At 73.3% G+C, this 20,662-nt stretch carries 23 protein-coding genes, 1 tRNA gene and 1 pseudogene; 6 read left to right on the plus strand and 19 right to left on the minus strand.

Going from position 1 to position 20,662, the window contains the following annotated elements:
- Positions 1-56: 56 nt before the first annotated feature.
- The 3 genes from BSZ37_RS18745 to BSZ37_RS18755 all read right to left on the minus strand — a co-directional run bounded on the left by BSZ37_RS18745 (position 57) and on the right by BSZ37_RS18755 (position 3,492).
- Positions 57-821, minus strand: coding sequence for a DUF6503 family protein (locus BSZ37_RS18745; RefSeq protein ID WP_095512016.1), 765 nt, complete (start codon positions 819-821; stop codon positions 57-59).
- A 50-nt stretch (positions 822-871) separates the two neighbouring features.
- The gene (locus BSZ37_RS18750; protein ID WP_095512017.1) at positions 872-2,089 is read right to left on the minus strand and encodes an acetate/propionate family kinase; all 1,218 of its coding nucleotides are present in this window, start codon (positions 2,087-2,089) and stop codon (positions 872-874) included.
- Between the two features lie 137 nt (positions 2,090-2,226).
- On the minus strand, positions 2,227-3,492 hold the full coding sequence (locus BSZ37_RS18755; protein ID WP_143537737.1) for a hypothetical protein: 1,266 nt from the start codon (positions 3,490-3,492) through the stop codon (positions 2,227-2,229).
- A gap of 127 nt (positions 3,493-3,619) precedes the next feature.
- Between BSZ37_RS18755 and BSZ37_RS18760 the strand changes: the two are divergent.
- The 3 genes and pseudogenes from BSZ37_RS18760 to BSZ37_RS18770 all read left to right on the plus strand — a co-directional run.
- Positions 3,620-3,943, plus strand: a pseudogene (locus BSZ37_RS18760) (arsenosugar biosynthesis-associated peroxidase-like protein); the annotation flags it as partial.
- A gap of 139 nt (positions 3,944-4,082) precedes the next feature.
- Positions 4,083-5,177: an arsenosugar biosynthesis radical SAM (seleno)protein ArsS gene (gene arsS / locus BSZ37_RS18765; protein WP_095512456.1), complete on the plus strand. Its 1,095-nt coding sequence runs from the start codon at positions 4,083-4,085 to the stop codon at positions 5,175-5,177.
- A 127-nt stretch (positions 5,178-5,304) separates the two neighbouring features.
- Entirely contained in the window at positions 5,305-5,577 is a 273-nt protein-coding gene (locus tag BSZ37_RS18770) for a DUF4235 domain-containing protein (protein WP_095512020.1), read from the plus strand.
- 4 nt (positions 5,578-5,581) lie between these two features.
- Here BSZ37_RS18770 and BSZ37_RS18775 read toward each other — a convergent pair whose 3' ends face one another.
- From BSZ37_RS18775 to BSZ37_RS18840, 14 genes are all read right to left on the minus strand, one after another.
- Positions 5,582-6,787, minus strand: a complete 1,206-nt coding sequence (locus tag BSZ37_RS18775; protein WP_218830566.1) for a KamA family radical SAM protein — start codon at positions 6,785-6,787, stop codon at positions 5,582-5,584.
- Positions 6,784-7,020, minus strand: coding sequence for a hypothetical protein (locus BSZ37_RS18780; protein ID WP_095512021.1), 237 nt, complete (start codon positions 7,018-7,020; stop codon positions 6,784-6,786). The genes BSZ37_RS18775 and BSZ37_RS18780 overlap by 4 nt, the downstream gene beginning before the upstream one ends.
- Before the next feature lie 56 nt (positions 7,021-7,076).
- Positions 7,077-7,937, minus strand: a complete 861-nt coding sequence (locus BSZ37_RS18785; RefSeq protein WP_095512022.1) for a hypothetical protein — start codon at positions 7,935-7,937, stop codon at positions 7,077-7,079.
- A gap of 47 nt (positions 7,938-7,984) precedes the next feature.
- On the minus strand, positions 7,985-9,043 hold the full coding sequence (locus BSZ37_RS18790; protein ID WP_095512458.1) for a D-alanine--D-alanine ligase family protein: 1,059 nt from the start codon (positions 9,041-9,043) through the stop codon (positions 7,985-7,987).
- Complete coding sequence (locus BSZ37_RS18795; protein WP_095512023.1) at positions 9,036-9,923, minus strand: hypothetical protein; 888 nt, start codon at positions 9,921-9,923, stop codon at positions 9,036-9,038. Before BSZ37_RS18795 ends, BSZ37_RS18790 begins: the two co-directional genes overlap by 8 nt.
- A gap of 9 nt (positions 9,924-9,932) precedes the next feature.
- The gene (locus tag BSZ37_RS18800) at positions 9,933-10,742 is read right to left on the minus strand and encodes a DsbA family protein (RefSeq protein WP_095512024.1); all 810 of its coding nucleotides are present in this window, start codon (positions 10,740-10,742) and stop codon (positions 9,933-9,935) included.
- Complete coding sequence (locus BSZ37_RS18805; protein WP_095512025.1) at positions 10,739-11,521, minus strand: hypothetical protein; 783 nt, start codon at positions 11,519-11,521, stop codon at positions 10,739-10,741. The genes BSZ37_RS18800 and BSZ37_RS18805 overlap by 4 nt, the downstream gene beginning before the upstream one ends.
- Positions 11,521-12,333 (minus strand): hypothetical protein, encoded by an 813-nt coding sequence (locus tag BSZ37_RS18810; RefSeq protein ID WP_095512026.1) that lies wholly within the window; start codon positions 12,331-12,333, stop codon positions 11,521-11,523. Before BSZ37_RS18810 ends, BSZ37_RS18805 begins: the two co-directional genes overlap by 1 nt.
- 2 nt (positions 12,334-12,335) lie before the next feature.
- Positions 12,336-13,142 carry a hypothetical protein gene (locus BSZ37_RS18815; RefSeq protein ID WP_095512027.1) on the minus strand — a complete coding sequence of 269 codons (807 nt, stop codon included), beginning with the start codon at positions 13,140-13,142 and terminating at the stop codon, positions 12,336-12,338.
- A gap of 82 nt (positions 13,143-13,224) precedes the next feature.
- Positions 13,225-13,998, minus strand: a complete 774-nt coding sequence (locus BSZ37_RS18820) for an SDR family NAD(P)-dependent oxidoreductase (protein WP_095512028.1) — start codon at positions 13,996-13,998, stop codon at positions 13,225-13,227.
- On the minus strand, positions 13,995-14,423 hold the full coding sequence (locus BSZ37_RS18825; RefSeq protein ID WP_095512029.1) for a lipocalin family protein: 429 nt from the start codon (positions 14,421-14,423) through the stop codon (positions 13,995-13,997). The genes BSZ37_RS18820 and BSZ37_RS18825 overlap by 4 nt, the downstream gene beginning before the upstream one ends.
- A gap of 53 nt (positions 14,424-14,476) precedes the next feature.
- Entirely contained in the window at positions 14,477-15,136 is a 660-nt protein-coding gene (locus BSZ37_RS18830; protein ID WP_095512030.1) for a hypothetical protein, read from the minus strand.
- A gap of 49 nt (positions 15,137-15,185) precedes the next feature.
- Entirely contained in the window at positions 15,186-15,776 is a 591-nt protein-coding gene (locus tag BSZ37_RS18835; RefSeq protein ID WP_095512031.1) for a DUF2480 family protein, read from the minus strand.
- Between the two features lie 139 nt (positions 15,777-15,915).
- Complete coding sequence (locus BSZ37_RS18840; RefSeq protein ID WP_095512032.1) at positions 15,916-17,073, minus strand: cysteine desulfurase family protein; 1,158 nt, start codon at positions 17,071-17,073, stop codon at positions 15,916-15,918.
- 177 nt (positions 17,074-17,250) lie between these two features.
- On the opposite strand from BSZ37_RS18840, the gene BSZ37_RS18845 reads away from it, so the two are divergent.
- The 3 genes from BSZ37_RS18845 to BSZ37_RS18855 all read left to right on the plus strand — a co-directional run bounded on the left by BSZ37_RS18845 (position 17,251) and on the right by BSZ37_RS18855 (position 18,960).
- A complete protein-coding gene (locus tag BSZ37_RS18845; protein ID WP_095512033.1) occupies positions 17,251-18,378 on the plus strand; it encodes a hypothetical protein in 1,128 nt (375 codons plus the stop codon).
- Positions 18,375-18,827 (plus strand): GNAT family N-acetyltransferase, encoded by a 453-nt coding sequence (locus tag BSZ37_RS18850; RefSeq protein ID WP_095512034.1) that lies wholly within the window; start codon positions 18,375-18,377, stop codon positions 18,825-18,827. Before BSZ37_RS18845 ends, BSZ37_RS18850 begins: the two co-directional genes overlap by 4 nt.
- Positions 18,828-18,887: 60 nt before the next feature.
- Positions 18,888-18,960 (plus strand) — tRNA-Glu (locus BSZ37_RS18855).
- 148 nt (positions 18,961-19,108) lie between these two features.
- Here BSZ37_RS18855 and BSZ37_RS18860 read toward each other — a convergent pair.
- Together BSZ37_RS18860 and atpG are read right to left on the minus strand one after the other, a co-directional pair.
- Positions 19,109-19,555 (minus strand): hypothetical protein, encoded by a 447-nt coding sequence (locus tag BSZ37_RS18860; protein ID WP_095512035.1) that lies wholly within the window; start codon positions 19,553-19,555, stop codon positions 19,109-19,111.
- Positions 19,556-19,729: 174 nt separating this feature from the next.
- Positions 19,730-20,653 (minus strand): ATP synthase F1 subunit gamma, encoded by a 924-nt coding sequence (gene atpG / locus BSZ37_RS18865; protein ID WP_095512036.1) that lies wholly within the window; start codon positions 20,651-20,653, stop codon positions 19,730-19,732.
- Positions 20,654-20,662 lie beyond the last annotated feature (9 nt).

The following is a 20,662-nucleotide window of genomic DNA, read 5'->3' on the forward strand; positions in this document are numbered from 1 at the left end:
GGGACACAAGGTACGCACACGCCCGATCTAGGAGCCCTACCTAACGGGGCCTGTGCCTAGCGTTCCACGCGGACCGAGTCGAGCACAACGGTCGACACTTCGAACGTCCGCCCGGCGTCGTAGGCGTCGCCGAAGGCGCGGAGGGCGCCGAGCGAGTCGGCCGAGAGGTTCCGCCAGTCCTGGAACACGACGCCGCCCTCGCGCCACGTCCGGATCGGGACGCGGAAGCGGGTGCCGGTCGCCGCCCGCGCCGTGTCGCCCGGCGTGACCTCATAGGTGTAGGCGTAGTGGCCGATCTGTCCGTCCGACTGGCGGAGCCAGTAGACGTAGCGGTCCTGGTAGTCGGCCCCGCCGCCGTTCTGGGCGAACGTGACCTCGACCCGGTCGTAGTCCTCCCCGCCGACGCGGTCGGGCGTGAGGAGCCGGGCGCGGACGGCCGGGTCGGCGAGCGGCGCCGGGAGGAGGGCGAAGTAGACGACCGAGTTCACGCCCGTCGTGAGCGCCGCCGCCCCGTCGGCCGTCAGCGGAGCCTCGACGCCGTCGACAAACCGGTGCGCCCCGTCGTTGTCGACGACCTCCTCGATCACGCGCCCCCGCTCGTCCGTGAGCGTCCGGCTGTAGCGGAACCGGCCGCCGTCGCGCTCGGCGACGAACGGCGTGCCGCGGAAGGCGAACCGGACGGTCGCGTCGTCGAGGAGGGCCGAGCCGTGGTGCGCTCGGGCCCGGTCGAGGAGGGCGAGGGCCTCGGGGTCGCCCTGCGGCGCTGGCCGCTCGCAGGCGGCGAGCAGCGTGAGAAGGGCGACGGCGGCGAGACGGGACACGGGCGACGGGGGTCGTGGAGGATACGGAGACGCCCCGCGGCAACTCGCCCTTACACGAACGGCGACTGGCGGGCGGCGAGCGCCAGCTTCTGCGTGTCCTGCGCGATCACGAGCTCCTCGTTGGTCGGGACGACCCACACCGGCACGGCGCTGTCGGGCGTGGTGATGACCGCCTCGGTGCCGTTGGCGGCCTCGTTCGCCCCAGCGTCGAGCGTCATCCCGAGGCCGGCCAACCCGTAGAGGATCTGCGCGCGGACCGGCGCCGCGAACGTCCCGATGCCGGCCGTGAACGCGACCGCGTCGAGCCCGCCCAGGACCGCGAGGTACCGGCCCAAGTACGACTTGACGCGGTAACAGAACACGTCGATGGCCTGCTGGCAGCGGACGTCGCCGTCGGCCGCCTCGGCGAGGAGGTCGCGCATGTCGGCCGCGTAGCCGCTCAGCCCGAGGAGCCCCGAGTACCGGTTGAGGAGCGTGTGGACCTCGGCGAGCGGCATGTCCTCCTTCTCCATCACCTCGAACACGATGGACGGGTCGAGGTCGCCCGAGCGCGTGCCCATCACGAGGCCCTCCAGCGGCGTCATCCCCATCGACGTGTCGACGGACTTGCCGTCGCGGATGGCAGCCATCGAGCACCCGTTGCCGAGGTGGATCGTGACGACCCGGCTGTTCTGCTGGTCGAGCCCTGCCAACTCGTAGAGCCGCCGCGAGACGTAGTAGTGGCTCGTCCCGTGGAACCCGTACCGACGGATCTTGTGGCGCCGGTAGAGCCGGTTCGGGAGCGCGTAGAGGTAGGCCTCGGCCGGGATCGTCTGGTGGAACGCCGTGTCGAAGACGGCGACCTGCGGGACGTCCGGGAACGCCTTCTGGGCCGCACGGATGCCCTGGAGGTTGGCCGGGTTGTGGAGCGGGGCGAGGTCAAACGCGTCGCGGATGGCGTCGACCACCTCGCCGTCGATGAGGGCGGACTCCGCGAACCGCTCGCCGCCGTGGACCACGCGGTGCCCGACGGCCTCGACGTCGGGGAGCCGGTCCTCCTCCCCGTCCGCCTCGCGCATCGTCTCGAGGAGGTGGGACAACGCGGCGGCGTGGTCGGGCGCCTTGAGCGAGATCCGCTCCGGCTTGGCGTCGCCGACGCGGAACGAGGCGAGCGACGAGACGGCGCCGATCCGCTCGACCTGCCCGGCCGCGAGCGTCTGCCCGGCCGCGGCGTCGATCAGGTCGACCTTGAGCGAGGAGGACCCGGCGTTGAGGACGAGGACGGTCACGGGGAACTGGGGATGGGAAGAGGAATCCGGCAGACGTCGGGGCCACCGCCGAGCGCTCTGGCTCGCTCCGCCTCATTCCCGTTTCCCCGTTCCCAGTTCCCGCGAGAGGAGCGAACGGGAGGTCGGCGCAGCCTGCCCTACGCCTCGACCACCCGGGTGCGCTTCTGGTCGTAGGCGTCGTGGAGCGCGCGGGCCGCCGCGTTGCGGACGTCGGTCGGGTCGCCGTCGGCGGGGGCGACGGCGCCGATGAAGAGCGGCGGGTCGCCGGAGGCGAGCCGGTCGCACCACGCGGCGGCGCCCGCCGGGGCGAGGGCGAGGAAGACGCCGAAGAGGAGGTCGCCGAACGGCTCGATGCGGCGGACGTCGGGGGCCGTCTCGAGGCGCTCGCGGAGCTCGGCCTCGGCGCGGGCGACAGCCTCGGGGGCGTGGCCCGTGAGCCGCTCCTCCGCGTCGGCGAGCGTGACGAGGGCGAAGGCCAGCGGGCGCTCGGCGTCGCGGGCCTCGGCCTGCTCCTCGGCGATGATGGTCGCGCGCGGGACCGGAGCGGCCTCGGCCGCCTCCTCGTCCCCCAGGTCGAAGTCGTCCATCTCGTCGACGTCGTCGACCTCGGGCGCGCGCTCGGGCGCCTCGGCCGACGCACGGGCCGAGGCGGGCCGGGACGGCTCCAGCGCGCTCTCCGGGAGGACGAGCTCCAGCAGGTCGAAGTACGGGTCCGCGGCGTCGGCGTCGCCGCCGATCAGGAGGACCGCGTCGCCGACCGGGATGGCGCGGGCCCGGGCGCCGACGGCCCCGGCGAGCCCGCCGAGCGCGTCGGAGGCGAGCCACGTGTCGCCGTCGAGGTCGAACCTCCGCCCGTCCACGGGCACGAGCGAGCCGCCGTCGGTCCGGGCCTCAACGAGGTGCTGCCGCCCGTCGTGACGGACGATCGCGACGCCGCCGCCGACGTGGCCGGCCAGCGAGGCGAGCAGGTGGGCGACGGCAGGGTCGGCCCAGGGCGTCCCGGACCTCGTCGCCGGACCGGGGTGCGTGGCGGCCTTCGGGCGGGCCGGCTCGTCGCCGCGGGGGACCGTCGGGAGCGTGACCGGCCGGGCGCCGGCCGACGGTGCCGGCGACGCGGGCTCGGCGGGGCGCGGGCTCACCGGGCGGGCCGCCGAGACGGACTCCGGCCGCCGGGCCTCCTCCTCAGGGCGCGCCGCCCGGGGGCCGGCCGGGCGGACCTCCGAGAGCCCCAGGCTCCCGAGGTCGTCGGAGCCCTCGGACACGCGCGGGACCGTCGGGCCGGGCAGCTTCGGGCGGCGGCGCGACGCGGCGTACGCCCCCGCGAAGGCCAGGACGACGAGGAGCAGGAGCCAGCCGACGAGCGTCACGGGGGTGCGGCGAGCCGCGAAAACGGGGGGGGACACGAATTCGGTAAGGTATCCGTCCGACGGACACTCCACAAGCCGCCGCCCCATCTCCGCGCAGGCTTGAGCCCGCTGTCGCGGCGCCCCTAGCTTCGCCTCCCCTCTCCCCCCTGCCTCTTATACCCCCTACTACAAGCCGGAGCACCTCCCCCGATTCCCCGAGATTGGCGAGGGCTCGAAGCCGCTCGCCGACGCCTTCTTCAGCTACTACGGCAAGGTGTTCGAAGACGGCGCGCTGACGGCCCGCGAGAAGGCCCTCATCGCCCTCGCCGTGGCCCACACGGTCCAGTGCCCCTACTGCATCGACGCCTACACGCAGGACTCGCTGGCGAAGGGCGCCGACCTGGAGCAGATGACCGAGGCGGTCCACGTCGCGACGGCGATCCGAGGCGGGGCCTCGCTCGTCCACGGCCTCCAGATGCTCGACGGGGCCAAGGCCCAGATGATGTAAGGCCCGGCGCGGGGCCTGGCGACCGTGGGCCCCGCGCTTCCGATGTAGGACGATCCCCCACCCTCCTGTCAGCATGGACTCCGGCGACGGCTCTCCCCTCTCCCTCCCCGTCCTCTCGGCCGAGTTGATGGCCGACGTGATGGACGGGCCGAAGCGGACGACGAGCCTCTACGGCCGGCGGACGCCGCTGGCTCGACCCGCGGCCCAGATCGAAGCGCTCGACGCGGTCGACCTCGCCGCCGGCCCGACCGGGACGGGGAGCTTCCACCGGGACCTCGTCGCGAGCGGGTGGGAGCGCGGGCTCACGCCGGCCCCCCTCGAGATCGTCCAGATCAACATCGGCAAGCTGTGCAACATGACGTGCCGGCACTGCCACGTCGACTCGGGGCCGGACCGGACGGAGGAGAACATGGACCGCGCGGCCGTCGACGCCTGCCTCGCGGCCATCGACCACATCCAGGCCCACCCGGACGGCGGGAGCCTCCACACGGTCGACCTGACGGGCGGGGCGCCGGAGCTTAACCCGCACTTCGAGTACCTCGTCGACGAGTGCGTGGCGCGCGGGCTCCACGTCATCGACCGGTGCAACCTGACGATCCTGCTGGTCCGCCGCTACCGGCACCTGCCCCAGTGGCTGGCCGAGCGCGGCGTCGAGGTGGCCTGCTCGCTCCCCCACTACCGGAAGCTCGGCACCGACGCCCAGCGCGGTGACGGGACCTACGACAAGTCGATCCGCGCGCTCGCCGCGCTCAACGAGGCCGGCTACGGCCAGGGCGACCCGGACAAGGTCCTCACGCTGGTGACGAACCCGGTCGGGAGCTTCCTCGCCGGCAGCCAGGCGTCGCTCGAGGCCGAGTGGAAGGCGGCGCTCCAACGGTACCACAGCGTCTCGTTCGACCGCCTCTTCGCGCTCAACAACATGCCGATGAGCCGCTACCTCGAATGGCTGCTGGAGAAGGGCCAGCTCGACGCCTATATGGACCGTCTGCTGGGCGCGTTCAACCCCGCCGCCATCGACGGGCTGATGTGCCGGAACACGATCTCGGTCGGCTGGGACGGGAAGATCTACGACTGCGACTTCAACCAGCAGCTGGAGATGGACGCGGCCGTCCCGTTCGGGCACGTCGCCGACTTCGACCTCGACGCATGGCAGGCGCGGACGGTGCGGACGGAGCGGCACTGCTACGGGTGCACGGCCGGCGCAGGCTCGTCGTGCGGCGGCGCGACGGCCTAGGAGGCCGCGGCGCGACGCCGCCCGCCTCGGCGCCGAGGCGGGCGCGGCTGGGGACTTCCCGGAGGTCTAGGCGGCGGCGACCCCTGGCGCGGGTGGGCCGTACCACCCGAAACCGACTCCACTCCCCATGCTCACCCACAAGCAACGCTGGATCGCCGTCTCCGGCCTTTCGGCCATGGCCGCCGCCTTCGCGACCCGCTCGCTGCTCCGCCGCTCGTGGCACGCCGCCACTGGCGAAGACCCGCCCATGAACCCGGCTGACTCGGACACGGCCTGGACCGAGGCCGCCGTCTGGACGATCGCGGCCAGCGTCGTCGCCGGCCTCTCGCGACTGACAGCCCGCCGCGCGGCCGCGCACGTCCTCGACGGCTCCGTCCCCGACGACAAGTTCGGCGGCTAACGGCTCACGCCGCCTCGCCCTCGGCGTAGACGAACCGGGGCGCGCCGGTCGGGACGGTCTTCGCCCCCTGTGGCATGTCGATCTCGGGGAGCCGGATCGGCGGGGCGTAGCCCTCCGGCAGCGGGTTCGGCTCGGCCCAGAGCGTCCCGCGCGTCGTCTCCATCACGACGTGGTCGCCGGCCCGGCCGAGGACGTAGTCGCGCGTGAGCGGGACCTTCCCGTCGGGCGTGTCGAGGACGTAGGTCGGTACGGCGAAGCCGGAGGTGTGTCCGCGCATCTCCCGCATGATGGCCATGCCCGCCTCGATGGGCGTCCGGAGGTGGGCCGTCCCGCCGATGAGCTGCGCCTGGTAGACGTAGTACGGCCGGACGCGCATCGAGACGAGCCCGTTGCAGAGCGCCATCATGGTCTCCGCGTCGTCGTTAATGCCCCGCAGCAGAACGGTCTGGTTGCCGACGGGCACGCCCGCCTCGGCGAGCCGTTCGCAGGCCCCTCGCGCCTCGGGCGTAAGCTCCTTCGGGTGGTTGAAGTGGGTGTTCAGCCAGACCGGGTGGTGCGCCTTGAGGATCTCGCACAGCTCGAGCGTGATCCGCATCGGGTTGACGACGGGCAGCCGGCTGCCGAGGCGGACGACCTCGACGTGCGGGATCGACCGGAGCTCGCCGAGGAGCCAGTCGATGTTGGCGTCGGAAAAGACGAGCGGGTCGCCGCCGGTGAGGAGGACGTCGCGGATCTCGGGGTGCTCCCGCAGATACGCCAGCCCCTCGCGGAGCTCGTCCTTCCGCATCATGAAGTCGGCGTCGCCGACCATCCGCTTGCGAAGGCAGTAGCGGCAGTAGACGGCGCACTCGGAGGTCACGCAGAAGGCGACCTTGTCCGGGTAGTTGTGGACGAGGTTCTTGACCGGGCTGTGGCCGACCTCGTCGAGCGGGTCGACGACGCCGACGATGTCGGGCGCCGTCTCCTCGGCCTGCGGCACGACGTGCTGGCGGACCGGGCAGCCGGGGTCGACGGGGTCCATCAGGCTCGCGTAGTACGGCGTGATGGTCCACCGGAACACGTCGGCGGTGGCCTCGATGGCCGCGCGCTCGGCGTCCGTCGGGCGGACGTACCGCTCCAGCGTAGCGACGTCGCTCACGCGGTGGCGCATCTGCCACCGCCAGTCGTTCCACTCCGCGGCGGAGGCGTTGTGCTGAGGCCAGGTGGTCACGTGTCCTCGGGCTTGCGGACGTACGGGTAGCGCCGGTACTGGTCCAGCACCACCGGGTCGGTCGTGTCCTCGAACGTCTCGCCACAGACGGCGCACGAGAACCGGATCCGCTTGGGCGTGCTCGACAGCCCGTTGAAGAGCGCGAGCCAGCCGCCCGTCCCGTGCGTGAGGTCGGCGCGGGCCGAGTGGTGGTAGCGGTCGTGGCCGCAGGAGCAGGTCGGGCGCGGGTCCATGGCGAAGCCTACTCCCCCGACACCCCGGCGTTCACGGATCGCCTGCGGATTCGAGGTCAGGACCGGTCTCGGCGGCGTAGGTGTGCCGGGAGCGTGCCGGCCACCGAGTCGTCTTCCGGCGAAGCATCGAGGAGGGACGGGTCGATCTGGGGCTCAGCCGCGGCCTCGACCGCTGGGGACTCTGTCGCCGGGGCCTCTGGAGACCGTCCGAGTTCGAACGACCGCGCGAGTTCGTCGGCCAGACGCTCGGCCTCGGCGGCCTGGCGGGCCCGGCGCCGTTCCGTCGAGCGCATCAGCAGCGGGGTCCCGATGGCGGTCACGACGGCGAGCGTGAGGAGGAGCGCGGCCACGCCCGCGAAGTCTCCCCACCCCAGCCCCTCGGCGACGCCCGCCCCCGCGAGCATGCCGAGGGTCAGGCCCACGACCCCCGCGAGCACGGCCGACTGCCAGCGCGGGTCGGCCGACCCACCATCCACGGTCACGACGCGCACGCGCGTGCGGCCCCCGCGCGGGCTCGCGGTCACGGTCGTCCGGCTGCCGGAGAGCGTCGTGTGGGTCCATTCCTGGCTGGCCCCCTCGTGCGCACGCGCCAGGGTGTCCGCCGATCCCGGCCCGTGGCGGACCTGGAGTGCCGCGACGGCGTCCTCCCACACGGCGAGACGGAGCGGGGCGTCGACCCACCGCTCGACGACCGTCGTCCCCGGCCGGTCCACGTCGAGCGCGAGGAGGCCAGCGTCGAGGTCGGCCGCGGCTCGTCGGACGAGGGACGGATCGAGGCCGGCCTCGGTCCCGGCCCGCTCGATCTCGGACAGCGTGAGGCCCGGGGCGTCCTCCCCATCGAGCCCGCGGCGCTGGCCCTCAGCGGCGCGGGCGAGGATCGCCGCGATCTCGCGTTCGGAGTAGGTGCGGTCGGACATGAGGGGCAGGACGGGGGACCTGTGCTACCGCCGGCCCGCGGCGGCGTTCACCGATCGTTTGCGGGTGGGCCGCCCCCCCCTGCCTCGGCGCCGAGGCGGGCGGAGTCGGCAAGCGCCCGATCGAGCGCGGCGCCCAGCACGTCGGCGAGGAAGGCGTCGTAGGGCTGGCCGTCGAGCTCGGCGAGGATAGCGAACGTCCCGTCGGGCGCGAACGTCGGGAGCGGGTTGATCTCGATGAACACGGGCACACCGTCGGCGGCGACGCGGAAGTCCGACCTCGAAAAGTCCCGGCACTCGAGCGCGCGGTGGGCGGCGAGCGCGGCGTCCCCCAGTCGCTCCTCCAACTCCGGCGTGAGCGCCCCTCCAATCACGTAGTCCGGATCGCCGGGGAGGGCGTGGACGCCGATGCCGGAGCGGGGCTCGACGGCCCGCTGGAGCGCCGGCAGCGCCCGCGCCCCGTCGCCCGTGCCGACCACGCCGACCGTCCACTCGGCGCCGTCGACGAACGCCTCGACCACGACGTCCTGCCCGTAAAGCGCGTGCTGTCGAGCGACCTCGGCGACGAGGCCGTCCGAGGTCTCGCACCGGCTCGACGGCGTGATGCCCTTGGCCGTGCCCTCGTAGCGCGGCTTGGCCATAAGTGGGAACGCGAGGCCGGCCGCTTCGACGAGCGCGCCGGCGTCCGCACCAAGCGGGACGACGCCGCCGGGCGGGACCCCCACGCCGGCCGCCGCGACGACGGTCTTCGTGAGGTGCTTGTCGAGCGACACCGACAACGAAAGAGCGTCGCTTCCCACGCACGGCACGCCGGCCAGCTCCAGCAGCACCGGCACGTGGGCCTCCCGATTCCGGCTCCCGTAGCTCTCGGCGATGTTGACGGCGGCATCGACCCCGAGGTCGGGCATCCGGGCGAGGACGGCCGCGGCGTTGCCGAGGCGGACGGGCTCGTGACCGAGCCGCCGGAGCGCGGCCTCGAGCGCGGCGACGGTCTCCTCCGGCTCGTACTCGGCGTCCCAGTCGGGCGGGGCGCCGGGCGGGCGGGGCGCGTCGCCGAACCGGTCGTAGCAGAGGCCGACGCGGAGCGGTCCGTTTCGGGACTCAGCCACGGACACGGCCCCGGCTCGCGTCGCGCCCGTCCGCCTCGGGCGCGTCCGGGAGCGCGTCGAGATCGAGACGACCCAAGGCCGCCCCGTCCGCCTCGGGCACCCCGTCGGCGTCTTCGGGGAGGCGCTCGGGCTCCGACTCGGCGTCTTGATCGGCCGGGACGCGAAGAACGGGGACGAGGTCGTCGGCCAGGTCGCCGAGCTCGCGGAGCTTGCGGGCCCGCCAGCGGCGGTCGGCGGCGGCGACGAGCGGGGCGGCGGCCACCCACGACAGCAGGAACGAGAGGGCCCCGACGACGGCCGCGAGGCCGGCCGACCCGCTGAGGGCGCCGGTCGTCACGACGGCGGCGACGGCCAGGACCGCCGCGATGATGCCGCCGTAGGCGACGCCCTCGACCGTCGAGCTCGCCATCCCGACAAGCTGCGTGACGCGGAGCCGCGTCTGGTCGCCGCGCGGGCTGGCCGTCACACGCGTCCGGACGCCGAGCGGGCTCGTGTGCGACCACTCGAACGACTGGCCGACCTGCTGAACCGTCTCGCCGGTCGTGCTCCCGAAGGCCGACCCGATCGTGGCGCCGAACCGCGTCCGCAGCTCCGACACGGCGTCCTCCCAGCCGGCGGCCGTAAACGGGGCGTCGATCCAGCGCTCGACGTAGACCTGCGTCTGGCTCTGGCCCGACTGGCGGGCGAGCGTCCGACCGGCCTCGTCGATCTCGGCGGCGGCCGCGCGGAGGTGGGCCGGGTCGATGCCCGACTCGCGGCCGATCCGCTCGATTTCGTCGAGGGTCAGGCCGGCGTCGCCGCCGCCCTCCTCGGCCGCCTGCTGTCGCTCGACGGCCCGCTCGATGATGGCCGAGACCTCGCGTTCGGAGTAGGTGCGCATGGCGGCAGGCTACGAGCGAGTGCGAGTCCGAAGCGAGCCCAGGGGCTCTGCGTCGTCGCCGGCCTCCGCCAGCCCGTCGAGACCGAGCCGCGGGACCGCGGTCCCCCTCCCCGTCCCACCCGACGCCCCGAGGCGGTCCGCCTCGCCGGTCTCCGACCGGACGAGCAGGTCGACCTGGTCCGCCAGCCCTTCGAACTCTCTCTGCCGCCTGTCGGACCACCGCTTGAGCGACGCGCGCACCGAGAAGTAGATGGCCGCGCCCATCCCGAGCGTCAGCACTGGGATGACCCAGACCATCGGCTCGAAGTCGCCGAACCCGAAGAGGAGCGACAGCAGGAGCGCGAACCCGGCCGAGATCGGGACGAGACCGCGGAGACCGCCCGCGTCGTGCGCTTTCGACGTCGAGAACGTGAGACGCGTGCCGCCCTCGGCCGGCTCGGCGACAACGCGGAGGTTCGACTGCTCGCCGCTCGTCCACTCGCGGACGCGGCCGATCTCGGTCGGGATGCCCTGCGCGCCGAACGTCCTCCGGAAGCGGGCGATGGCCTGCGCCCAGACGTCGTCCGTCAGCTCGCCCGGCACGACGCGGACGACGCGCGGCGTGAGGTCGACGCCGGCCGCGACGACGGGCTCCGTCGGCGGGCCGTCGCGGAGCTCGGCGACGGCCGCCGCCACGTGCGCCGGGTCGAGCCCGGCCTCCGCGCCGATGGCCTGGAGTTCCTCGAGCGACAGCTCCTCGCCGCGGGCCTCGACGGCGTGCTGGCGCTCGGCCGCCCGGGCGAAGATCTGCCGGGCCTCGTCTTCTGTGAACCCTTTCATCGCGACCGGCGGCGATCGGCGGGTCGGTCCGCCTCGGGGCCGAGGCCGGCGGGGTCGTCGGCCAGGAGCGACGGGTCGATCCGCCCCGCAGCGTTGGGAGAGGCGACGGGTGGTGCGGCCTCGCCCGCCTCGGCGGCGCGCTGGATGACCCCGTCCATCTGGCGCCCGCGCTCGTCGGCCCAGCGGCGCTGCCCGATGCCGAGGGCGAGCGCGCCGAGGGCCCCGCCGACGATCAGCATCAGACTCGTTGGGATGGCCTCGGGGTCGAACCCGGCGTTGATCGTCGAGAGGAACAGCGTGACGAGACCGGCCAGCGCGGCGACGGCGGCCATGACCGTCCCCTGGACACGGTCCTCGCGGCGGGTCTGGAGGTGGAGCCGGCTCCCCCCCCGCGCGGGCTCCAGCGACACGCGGAGGTTCCCGTTCCGCCACTCCCGCACGCCCCCACCGCCCGACACTTTGCCCTGCGCCGAGAACGTCCGCCGGGCGTCGCCGAGAACCTGCTCCCAGAGCGCGTCGGAGGGCGCGTCCGGGAGGAAGACGGTTCGGGAGACGCCGCGCGGGATCGGGCCGAACGACGGGCGCGCGGTCTCGGGCTCCCCGAGGGCGACCGAGCGGGCCGCGGCCTCGACGAACTCGGGGTCGAGCCCGGCCTCGGCCCCGATCGCACGGAGCTCGTCGAGCGACAGGCCGTCGGCGCGCGCGCCGACGGCGTGCTGGCGCTCGGCGGCGCGGGCGAACACCTCGCGCGCTTCCTCTTCGGTGAACTGGCGGTCCATCAGGTTCGGGTGCGGGTGCGACCGGCCGCGCGCTCTTCGTCCGGGGCCTCGCCGAGAGTGTCGAGCGAGAGGCGGGGCGCCGGGGCGGCCGACCGGGCCGCCGGGACGGGCGGGACCGCCTCGGCCACGGGCTCGGCGTCACGGGCCACGAGCTCCAAGCGGTCGAGGAGCGCCTCGAACCGCCCGGCCTCGTGGCGCTGCCAGCCTCGCGAGCCGATCTGGACACCCGCGCCGAAGAGGATCCCCAGCCCCGCCATGATCCCGGCCGCGATCCACAGTTCGGGGTCGACGCCCGCCACGGCCAGGACGGTGAACAGCACGGCCATGGCCGACTGAATCGCCGCGGCGATGGAGAGGCCAAAGACGACCTCGCGAATCGACCGTGTCAGCGTGAGGCGCGTGCCGTCGGGGGTGGGCTCGGCGGTCAGCCGTGTGACGGTCCCGTTTTTCGTCCCGCCGTTGATCACGGTCCACTCGCGGAGCCGGCCGATCTGGCCGGCCATGCCGGGCTGGCCGAACTCGCGCCGGGCGTGCCCCACCATCGAGGCCCAGGCGTCCTCACTGATCGGACCGTCGAGGAGCCGCGTCCGGACGACCTCGACGGGTGCTCCGAGCAGCGTCTTCTGGTCGTGGGGCGCGGCGTCGAGCTCGGCCGCGGCGACGGCGACGAGGCGGGGGTCGAGGCCGGCCGCGCGGGCGGCCTCCTCGAGCTCCTCGAGGGACAGCCCCTCGGCCCCCGACGCCGTGCGCTGGCGGTCGGCGACGAGCGCGAAGATGCGCTGGGCCTCCTCTTCGGAGTAGCGGCGGGGCATGGCTAGGCGCGGACGCGGTGGGGGGACGACGTGGAGCCGGCCCTGTCCGCCTCGGCGTCGAGGTGGACGGGGTCGATGCGTCCGGTGGTGGTCGCGGGCGGGGCCGACGCGGGCTCGGTGCGGGAGGCGAGGTCGATCCGGTCGAGGAGGGACTCGAAGCGATCGGGCGTCCGGCGAGCCGAAACGCGGGCCGACATCCACATCACCGCGTACAGGGCGAGGGCTGCCGCAGCGATCCAGGACACCGCGAGGACCACATTCCCCATCTCCCCCGGCGGACCCAGCAGGGCCCCCATCGCGCCGAGCATCAGTCCGACGAAGCCGATCGTACCGCCGAAGATGTAGCCCATCATCTGGTACGTGTTCGGCGCCTCGACCGTCACGAGGTCGCCGTCCGGACGCTGCTCGACGGTCACCGTGTAGGCCGTCGACATGGACGAGGTGCTGCTCGACGACGTCCCCGTCGACCACTCGCGACGCGTGCCGATCTGCTGGGCCGTCCCGCCGAGCTTGAACTCGGCCCGGACGAGGTCCACGATGCGCTCCCACTCGCGGTCGGAGACCCGATCCGGCAGCAGCCGCGCGCGGCGGACGCCAACCGGCACACCGTGCCACGTCGCCCGGTGTCCGTCGCAGACGCGCTCGGAGGTCGCCTCGGCGCGGACGAGCGAGGGGTCGAGGCCGGCGCTCCGAGCGATCTCTGCCAGTTCGTCGAGCGTGAGGCCGTCCTCGGCCGGCGCCGCGTGCTGGCGGCGCGCGGCGCGGGCGAAGATGCGGCGGGCCTCGTCGGCGGAGTAGCGGTCGGGCATGGGCTCGGGGGGTGCCCGAACCTACGGAGCTCACCGGCCCGGGGTGCGCCCAGAATCGGCCCCCAGCGACCCGCCCGTGCGATTACCGGACGTACGAGGCGGCGTTGACGTCGACCGTCGTGCCGGTCGCGTGGTCGGCGAGACCCGAGGCGAGGAAGACGACCGTCGGGGCAACGTCGTCGGGCTCCGTCAGCCGGTCGAGCGCGATTCCTCGCGCCGCGGCGGCCTCCCCGTTCTTCTCGATGAAGGCGGCGGCCATGTCGGTCCGCGTGAACCCGGGGGCGACGCCGAACGCCGCGAGCCCGCCGCCGGCCCGCGCCAGCGACTTCGTGAGCGCCACGACGCCGCCCTTCGACGCCGCGTAGGCGAGGTACTCGGGATCGTCGCCGCGGAAGGCGGCCCGGCTGGAGACGGTCACGAGGCGGACCGTCACACCGGATTCGCCCTCCTGACGGCGGTCCCGGGCATGGCGCACCGCGGCCCGCCCGAGCTCGGCGACCGAGCGGAGGTTGACGGCGAGCGTCCGGTCCCAGGCTGCGAGCCAATCGTCGAACGGCGCGTCGAGCGGCGCCTCCTCAAACGTGCCGGCGTTCGCGACCACCACGTCGACGTGGCCGAACGCGTCGAGGGCCGCGTCGAACAGGTCCTGCCCGGCCCCCGACGCTTCGAGGTCCGCCCCGAAGACGCGGCTGTCGTTCCCGATGGCGAGGGCCAGCGCCTCGGCGGCCTCGCGGCTCCGGCCGTAATGGACGCCCACGGTCGCCCCGGCGTCCCCGAGGTGCTCCGCGACGGCCCGGCCGATCCCTCGGCTGGCGCCCGTCACGAGCGCGACGCGGCCTCCGAGGTCGACCGTCACGAGCGGGCGCGCACCAAGCGAACGACGAGCCCGTCGGTCGTCGTCATCTCCAAGCGGCCGTCCGAGAGGAATCGGTAGCCCACGGGGTCGTCGCCCTCCACCATGATCTTTCCTTCTTCGGTGTCGAACGAGAACGTCCGCTCGTGCGAGAGCGGGTCGAGGTCCTGGACCATCTCCATCTCGACGCGCGCGGTGCCCTCGGCCCGGAACATGCAGGTCATCTCCTCGACCGCGACGTCCATCTCCCCGAGGCGGCCGGCCTCGACGACCTCTTCGAGCGTCCACTCGCCGACGAGCGCGGCGTCGACGTCCTCCGCCTCGGCGACGGTGGCGGGGGGCGTGGTCGGCGGCGGGGCCGGCTCGGGATCGGACTGGGCGACGGCGGGGACGGCCAGGACGGCGGCGGCGAGGACGAGCGTGCGCATGGCGATGAGGTGGGACGGGGCACGAACGGGTGCCCGGCGGAGCTTCGTGCGGCCTAGTCGGCCATTCGTGACAAAATCGTCCGCTCCCCGTCGGCCTCGACCACCAACTGGCGGCGGCCGGCGTCGTCGCGGGCGAACGTGTAGCGGGCGGGGTCGTCGCCGAGCAGGACGTACGGGCCGGCGACGACGTATTCGCCGTCGTCGAGGTCGTCGCCGCGGCGGATCTCGGCGCGACCGTCGGGACCGAACCGGACGCCGAACGGCTCGCCCTCGCGGGTGCCTTCCCAGCCTCCGAGGAGTTCGGGGTCGCGGGCGAGAGCGGGATCCGCCTCGCGGAGGAGCAGGACGATGCCCGTCTCGAGATCGGCCACGGTCAGGAGCGTCCGGTCGCGGGCGACCTCGAGGACCGTCACGTCGCCGCGGTCGCGGAGGACGAGTTGGCCGGCCGAGGCGACGTACCGCCCGCCCTGGAAACGGCCGATGAGCTCGGCGTCGTCGGGGTCGAGAAAGACGTAGACGGCGTCGAGTTCGTCGGGCGTGAACGTGAGCCGGGCGAAGACGAGGTTGTCGTCGTACGGCACGTTCTCGGCCGCCACCAGCTCCCACGTGCCGACCACGTCGGGCGCCTCGGGCTCCACCGGCGGCGGGAGCACCTGCCCATGGGCGGCGGCCGCCCACAGGACGAGGAGGATCGGAAGGGCGCGGAGGAGCACGGCGACGAAGAGGGGCGGTCTCTTCGACGCCTCCGCTCTCCCCACGGTTCTACCGAGGCGGCCCGACGGGCTTCTTTCCCGTCGGCAACCCGGCCGGCTTGACGCCAGCGGGCTTCGCGGTGGCCCCCCCGGTGGACGCCGTCGCCGGCTTCCGCCAGACGGGCACGGCCGAGCAGGCCTCGCCGTACATGATCTTCGACGCGCCCCCCTGGAGCCGGCGCGTCGCCTGCACGAACGCGTCGAGCGGGACGAGGTCGTTGCCGCAGCCCTTCAGCACGACGGGCTTGCCCTCGTACCGCGACCAGTCGAGGTCTCGGAGGTTCGCCATCAGCCCGGCCTGGCGGACCTCGGCGGGCGTCCCGGCCGCGACCGACGCCGCGACGCCGTCGAGGCGGGCGGCGACGAGCATGTAAGCCCACGTCGGAATCAGCGCGTCGGCCGAGCAGAACACGGCAACGTCACTCCCCTCGTACTGCGACCAGTCGGTCTCCTTCAGCGACTGGCGGAACTCGCGCTCGCGGAGGACGAGCCCCCGGTAGAGGTGCGGCTCGAGGTCGAACGCCGCGGGCTCGGGCGGGGCGAGCGCGGCGAGGTCGAGCGTCTCGATGGCGCTCTCGGCGACGCGGTTGACGATCTCCATGGAGTCAGAGTGGGGAGTTGGCAGAGCCGGCCTTCGACTCAGGGTTCAGAGGTCGTGGCCCGGGGCGCTCTTACGCGGAGCGAGACTCGGAGGTCGGTCGCCCCGATGATCTCCGCACTCTGAGCTCACAGCCTCGACCTCACGCCGCGGCGCGGCGGCGGACGGTGTGGACGGCCTCGGCGACGCGCTCGACGGCCGCGTCCACCTCCGCCTCGGTGGTCGGGCGGCCCAGGCTGAAGCGGACGGAGGCGCGGGCCTGCGCCTCGGTCAGCCCCATCGCGCGGAGGACGTGGCTCGGCTCGTCGGTGTGGGCGTGGCAGGCGGAGCCGTTCGACGCGGCGACCCCGTGCATGACCGGGAGGAGCTGCGCGGCGCGGGCGCCTTCGAACCGGAGGCTCGTCGTGTTCGGCAAGCGTGGGGCGTCGGCGGCGTTGACGACCGTCCCGGGCACGGCCTCGCAGACGGCGGTCTCGAACCGGTCGCGGAGCGCGGCCAGCCGCTCGGCGTCGGCCTCCCGCTCACGGCGCGCGAGGTGGGCGGCCATCCCGAGGCCGACGATGCCTGGCACGTTGAGCGTGCCGCCGCGGAGCCCGCCCTCCTGACCGCCGCCGGTCACCTGTGGGCGGAGCTTCACGCGCGGCCCGCGCTGGCGGACGTAGAGCGCGCCGACGCCCTTCGGTCCGTACAGCTTGTGGCCGGACATCGAGAGGAGGTCCACACTGTCGTGGTTGACCGAGATCGGGACCTTGCCGACGGCCTGCGTGGCGTCGCTCATCATGACGGCGCCGGCGGCGTGGGCGCGCTCGGCGATCTCCGGGATCGGCTGGATCACGCCGGTCTCGTTGTTGGCCCACATCACGCTCACGAGGAACGTCTCGTCGTCGAGCGCGGCCTCGAGGTCGTCGAGGTCGACGAGGCCGTTCTCATCCACCGGAAGGTAGGTCGTCTCGAACCCCTCCCGCTCCATGGCCTCGCACGTGGCGAGGACGGCGCGGTGTTCGGTCTGGACGGTCACGATCCGGTGCCGCCGGCCTCCGTAGACGTCGCCGGCCCCCCGGATGGCGAGCGAGATGGCCTCGGTCGCGCCGCTCGTGAAGAACATCGTCCGCGGCGTGGCGCCGATGAGGCGGGCCGTCCGCTCGCGGGCCTGCTTGACGGCCTCGTCGGCAGCCCAGCCGAAGGCGTGCTCGCTGGAAGCGTTTCCGAAGTGCTCGCCGAAGAACGGGAGCATCGCGTCGAGCACCTGGGGGTCGACGGGCGTCGTCGCGTTGTAATCGAGGTAGATGGGCGTGGCCATGCGGTCGGTTCGATGGGCCGACGCGGCTCAGATTCTGGAGCTCCGCCGGCGACGATTTTCGGGTCCGCTGATGTATACGCTTTGGCTCGACGGGATGTTGTGGATCTTCGCTGGAGAGGGCCCCCGGGCACCGGCACGCCGGCCCGGTCGTTGACGCTCCTCCCCCGCTCCCGACCCATGGTTCTCGGCCGCCTCCCGCTCCTCGCCCTGCTGACTGGCGTCTTCGCCGGCTCCGTAATGCTCCTGGCCGGCTGCAGCGAGTCGCCGCCGGTGACCGAGTGCGTCCCCGCCATCGACCCCGATTGCGAGACGCCCGACCCGGGCGAGGACGAGGTCGTCGCGGGCGTCAACCTGACCGACCTCTTCGAAACGCCGACGGCCCCCGAGTCGGACGCGGCCCTCGCGATCGGCGTCAGCGCCACGGACGGCGAGCCGACCGTGACGGAGCTCCGGGCCGCAGCAGACGGGTCCCGGCAGTTCCTCCTCGCCTACGACTTCGAGGGCGAGCGGATCGTGACGGCGCTCGCCCGCGTGCCCCAGGGCGTCGGGGCCACGACGCGCCTGCCGACCGTCCTCGTCCTCACCGACGGGACCGACGGCGCCTCCGAGGCCGACCTCCTCACGGCCGCCGGGTTCGGCTTCCTCGTCGACAACGCCGTCCAGGTCGTCATGGCTTACCGCGGCGAGCCGCTCGTGGTCGGCGGCGACGCCGCGCGGTCGCAGTTCGAGCCGGACCCGTACCGCGCCGACGTGGGCGACGTGCGCGCGATCCTCGGCGTGATCGACCGCGTCCCGCGCACCGACCCGTCCCGCCTCGGGCTCGTCGGCGTGGGGCGCGGCGGGACGGTCGCGCTCCTCGCCGCGGTCCGCGGCGCCAGCGTGTCGGCCGTCGTCGCGCTCGGCGCCCCCACCGACCTCTTCGCCGACTCGTTCCGCGGCGAGGTCCGGTCCCGCCTGCTCGGCACCACGCCGGCCAACCCGTACCCCGCGCTCGACGCCCTCGCGGCGCCGGCGTTCGCGCTCCGCGACGGCACGCTCGACCTCGAAGGCGCCCGGCTCGCCCTGACGCGTCTCTCCCCCGCCCGCCTCCGCCCGAACGACCGGCTCCCGGCCATCCTCGCCCTCCATGCCGCCGGCGACCCCGTGGTCGGGGAGGACCAGCTTACAAGCCTCGATGCCGCCCTGACCTCGTCGGCCGCGAGGCCCCGCATCACCGAGATCGTCGACGACGTCACGCGCGAGGGGCTGATGGCCAACGGAACGGTCCAGGGCCGCATCGCGGCGTTCCTCGCTGCCGAGCTGTGAGCGAGACCCTCCTCCGCGAGGCCGTCACCGAGGCGGACTGGCAGGCCGTCCGGGCCGTCCGTCAGCGCGTGTTCGTCGAGGAGCAGGCGTGCCCTCCTGAGGAGGAGTGGGACGTCCACGACGCGCCCGAGGCACGCGGGGTCGCGGTCCACCACCTCCTCGCCGAGCACGACGGGGCGCCCGTCGGCTGCGCCCGCTGGCGGCCTGTGGGCGACGCCGTCAAGCTGGAGCGGTTCGCCGTCGTGCCCGAGGCGCGCGGCACCGGCCTCGGCCGCGCCCTCGTCGCCCGCGCCCTCGCCGACGCCCGCGCCGCCGGCCACAGACGGTTCGTCCTCCACGCCCAGACCTACATCGCCGACCTCTACGCGTCGTTCGGGTTCGAGCCGGAGGGCGACGTGTTCGATGAGGCCGGCATCGAGCACGTGAAGATGGCGTTGGAGGATCGCTAGGGCCGGTTTCCCTGTTTACCTTCGTCGTCCCGCCCGGCTGGAACCGGGTGCCTCAGACCTGCCGCGTTCGTCTAGAGGCCTAGGACGCCGCCCTCTCACGGCGGTAACACGGGTTCGAATCCCGTACGCGGTACCCCGCCCGGCGCCTCCTCGGCGCCGGGCGTTTTTTTGTCCGCCCGCCTCGGTAGGCTGGGTGTCGAGGTGGAGGAAGCGCGGGGCATGACAGCGCGACCAGGCGGCCCTCCGCCATCGGTGGCTCCTGCAGCGTCATGCGCCTCCGCTCAGTTGCCCCAAGCGAAGTAGATCGCAGGGGTTCTGCGTCCGTCGGGACGCCCCATCTCGAGCTGCGCAGCGTGCCGGTAGGGGTACACGACGGGACCCAGCAGCGTCAGTTGAGGACGGACGAAACCCGAACGGGTCCAATCCGCCTTCGGCCACCCTTCGACCGGCGGCAGTTCGAGCGCGCGACCGGATCCCCACCTGTAGTTCTCATTCGCTCCCCACACCCTACAGAGTGGACCGAAGATCTGGATGTGCCGGACGATGACGGCACCCTCGTAGTCGAGTGCGAACACCCGCTCGAAATAGTTCGCTCCACGGGGCCGCAGTCGCTCAACGAACACGATCTGCCCCGGCGCGAGCACGGGCCATTCCGCGTCGTCCGGTACGACCACGGCGCCCACGATGGGATTTCCCGATAGGTAGGGGTCCGTAGAGAACGGCGTCACAACGGTCAGGGCTCTGGAGTCGAAACGTCGATCAGGAGCCTGACGCTGGTGTGTCAGTGACCCATTGCCACGCGACCAAGGGTGAGAGGGGACGCCGAAGCCAGGGGCCCACCAAAAGACGACGCCGGGGGCGCGAAGCCCCCGGCGTCGGGAATCGGAGCGGAGCCGAAAGCCCTAGCCCGCGTTGAGCGCCTCGGCGCCCGACGAGATCTCGATGATCTCCGTCGTGATCGCCGCCTGGCGGACGCGGTTGTAGGTCAGCTTGAGGTCCTTGAGGAGCTCGCCGGCGTTCGTCGTGGCGTTGTCCATGGCCACCATCCGGGCGCCCTGCTCGGACGCGTTCGATTCGAGGAGCGCGCGCCAGAGCTGGTACTGGAGGTACTCCGGGATGAGCCGCTCCAGCAGGACCTCCGGGGAGGGCTCGAAGAGGTACTCCACGTCGCCGGCCTCGTCGGCCTCGGTGTCGATCTGGTCCGACTCCTCCATGAGCGGCGTGAAGAACGTCTCGGCCGGGATCGGGAGGAGCTGCTCGGCCACGCGGTTCTGCGTGATCGTGTTCTTGAACTCGTTGTAGACGACCTCCACGACGTCCCACTCCTCGGCAAGGAAGCCCTCGACGGCGCGGTCCACGACCTCGCCCGCGAGCGGGAAGCGGAGGTCGTTGAACACGCCCTGGTAGTTGCCCACGAGCTCGAACCCGCGCTTGCCGAAGTACTCGTGCGCCTTCCGTCCGATGGCCAGGACCTTTAGCGTCCCGGCGTCGCGCTGGGCCTGGAACCGCTCGGCGATCGTGGCCTCGGCCACCTTGAGGAGGTTCGCGTTGAACGCGCCGGCCAGCCCGCGGTCGGACGTGACCACGATGAGGAGCGCGCCGCGGATCTCCTCCCGCTCCTCGAACAGCGGGTGCGTCGCCACGTCGAGGCGGGCGCGGAGGTGCCCGATCATCTCGCGGATCTTGAACGCGTAGGGCCGCGCCGCGAAGATCCGCTCCTGCGCCTTCCGCAGCTTCGCCGCCGCCACCATCTTCATGGCGCGCGTGATCTGCTGCGTGTTCTGGACCGAGCCGATCCGGTCGCGAATGTCTCGAAGGCTAGCCATGAGTGAAGA

It is taken from the genome of Rubrivirga marina, assembly GCF_002283365.1.
Taxonomy (GTDB): domain Bacteria; phylum Bacteroidota; class Rhodothermia; order Rhodothermales; family Rubricoccaceae; genus Rubrivirga; species Rubrivirga marina.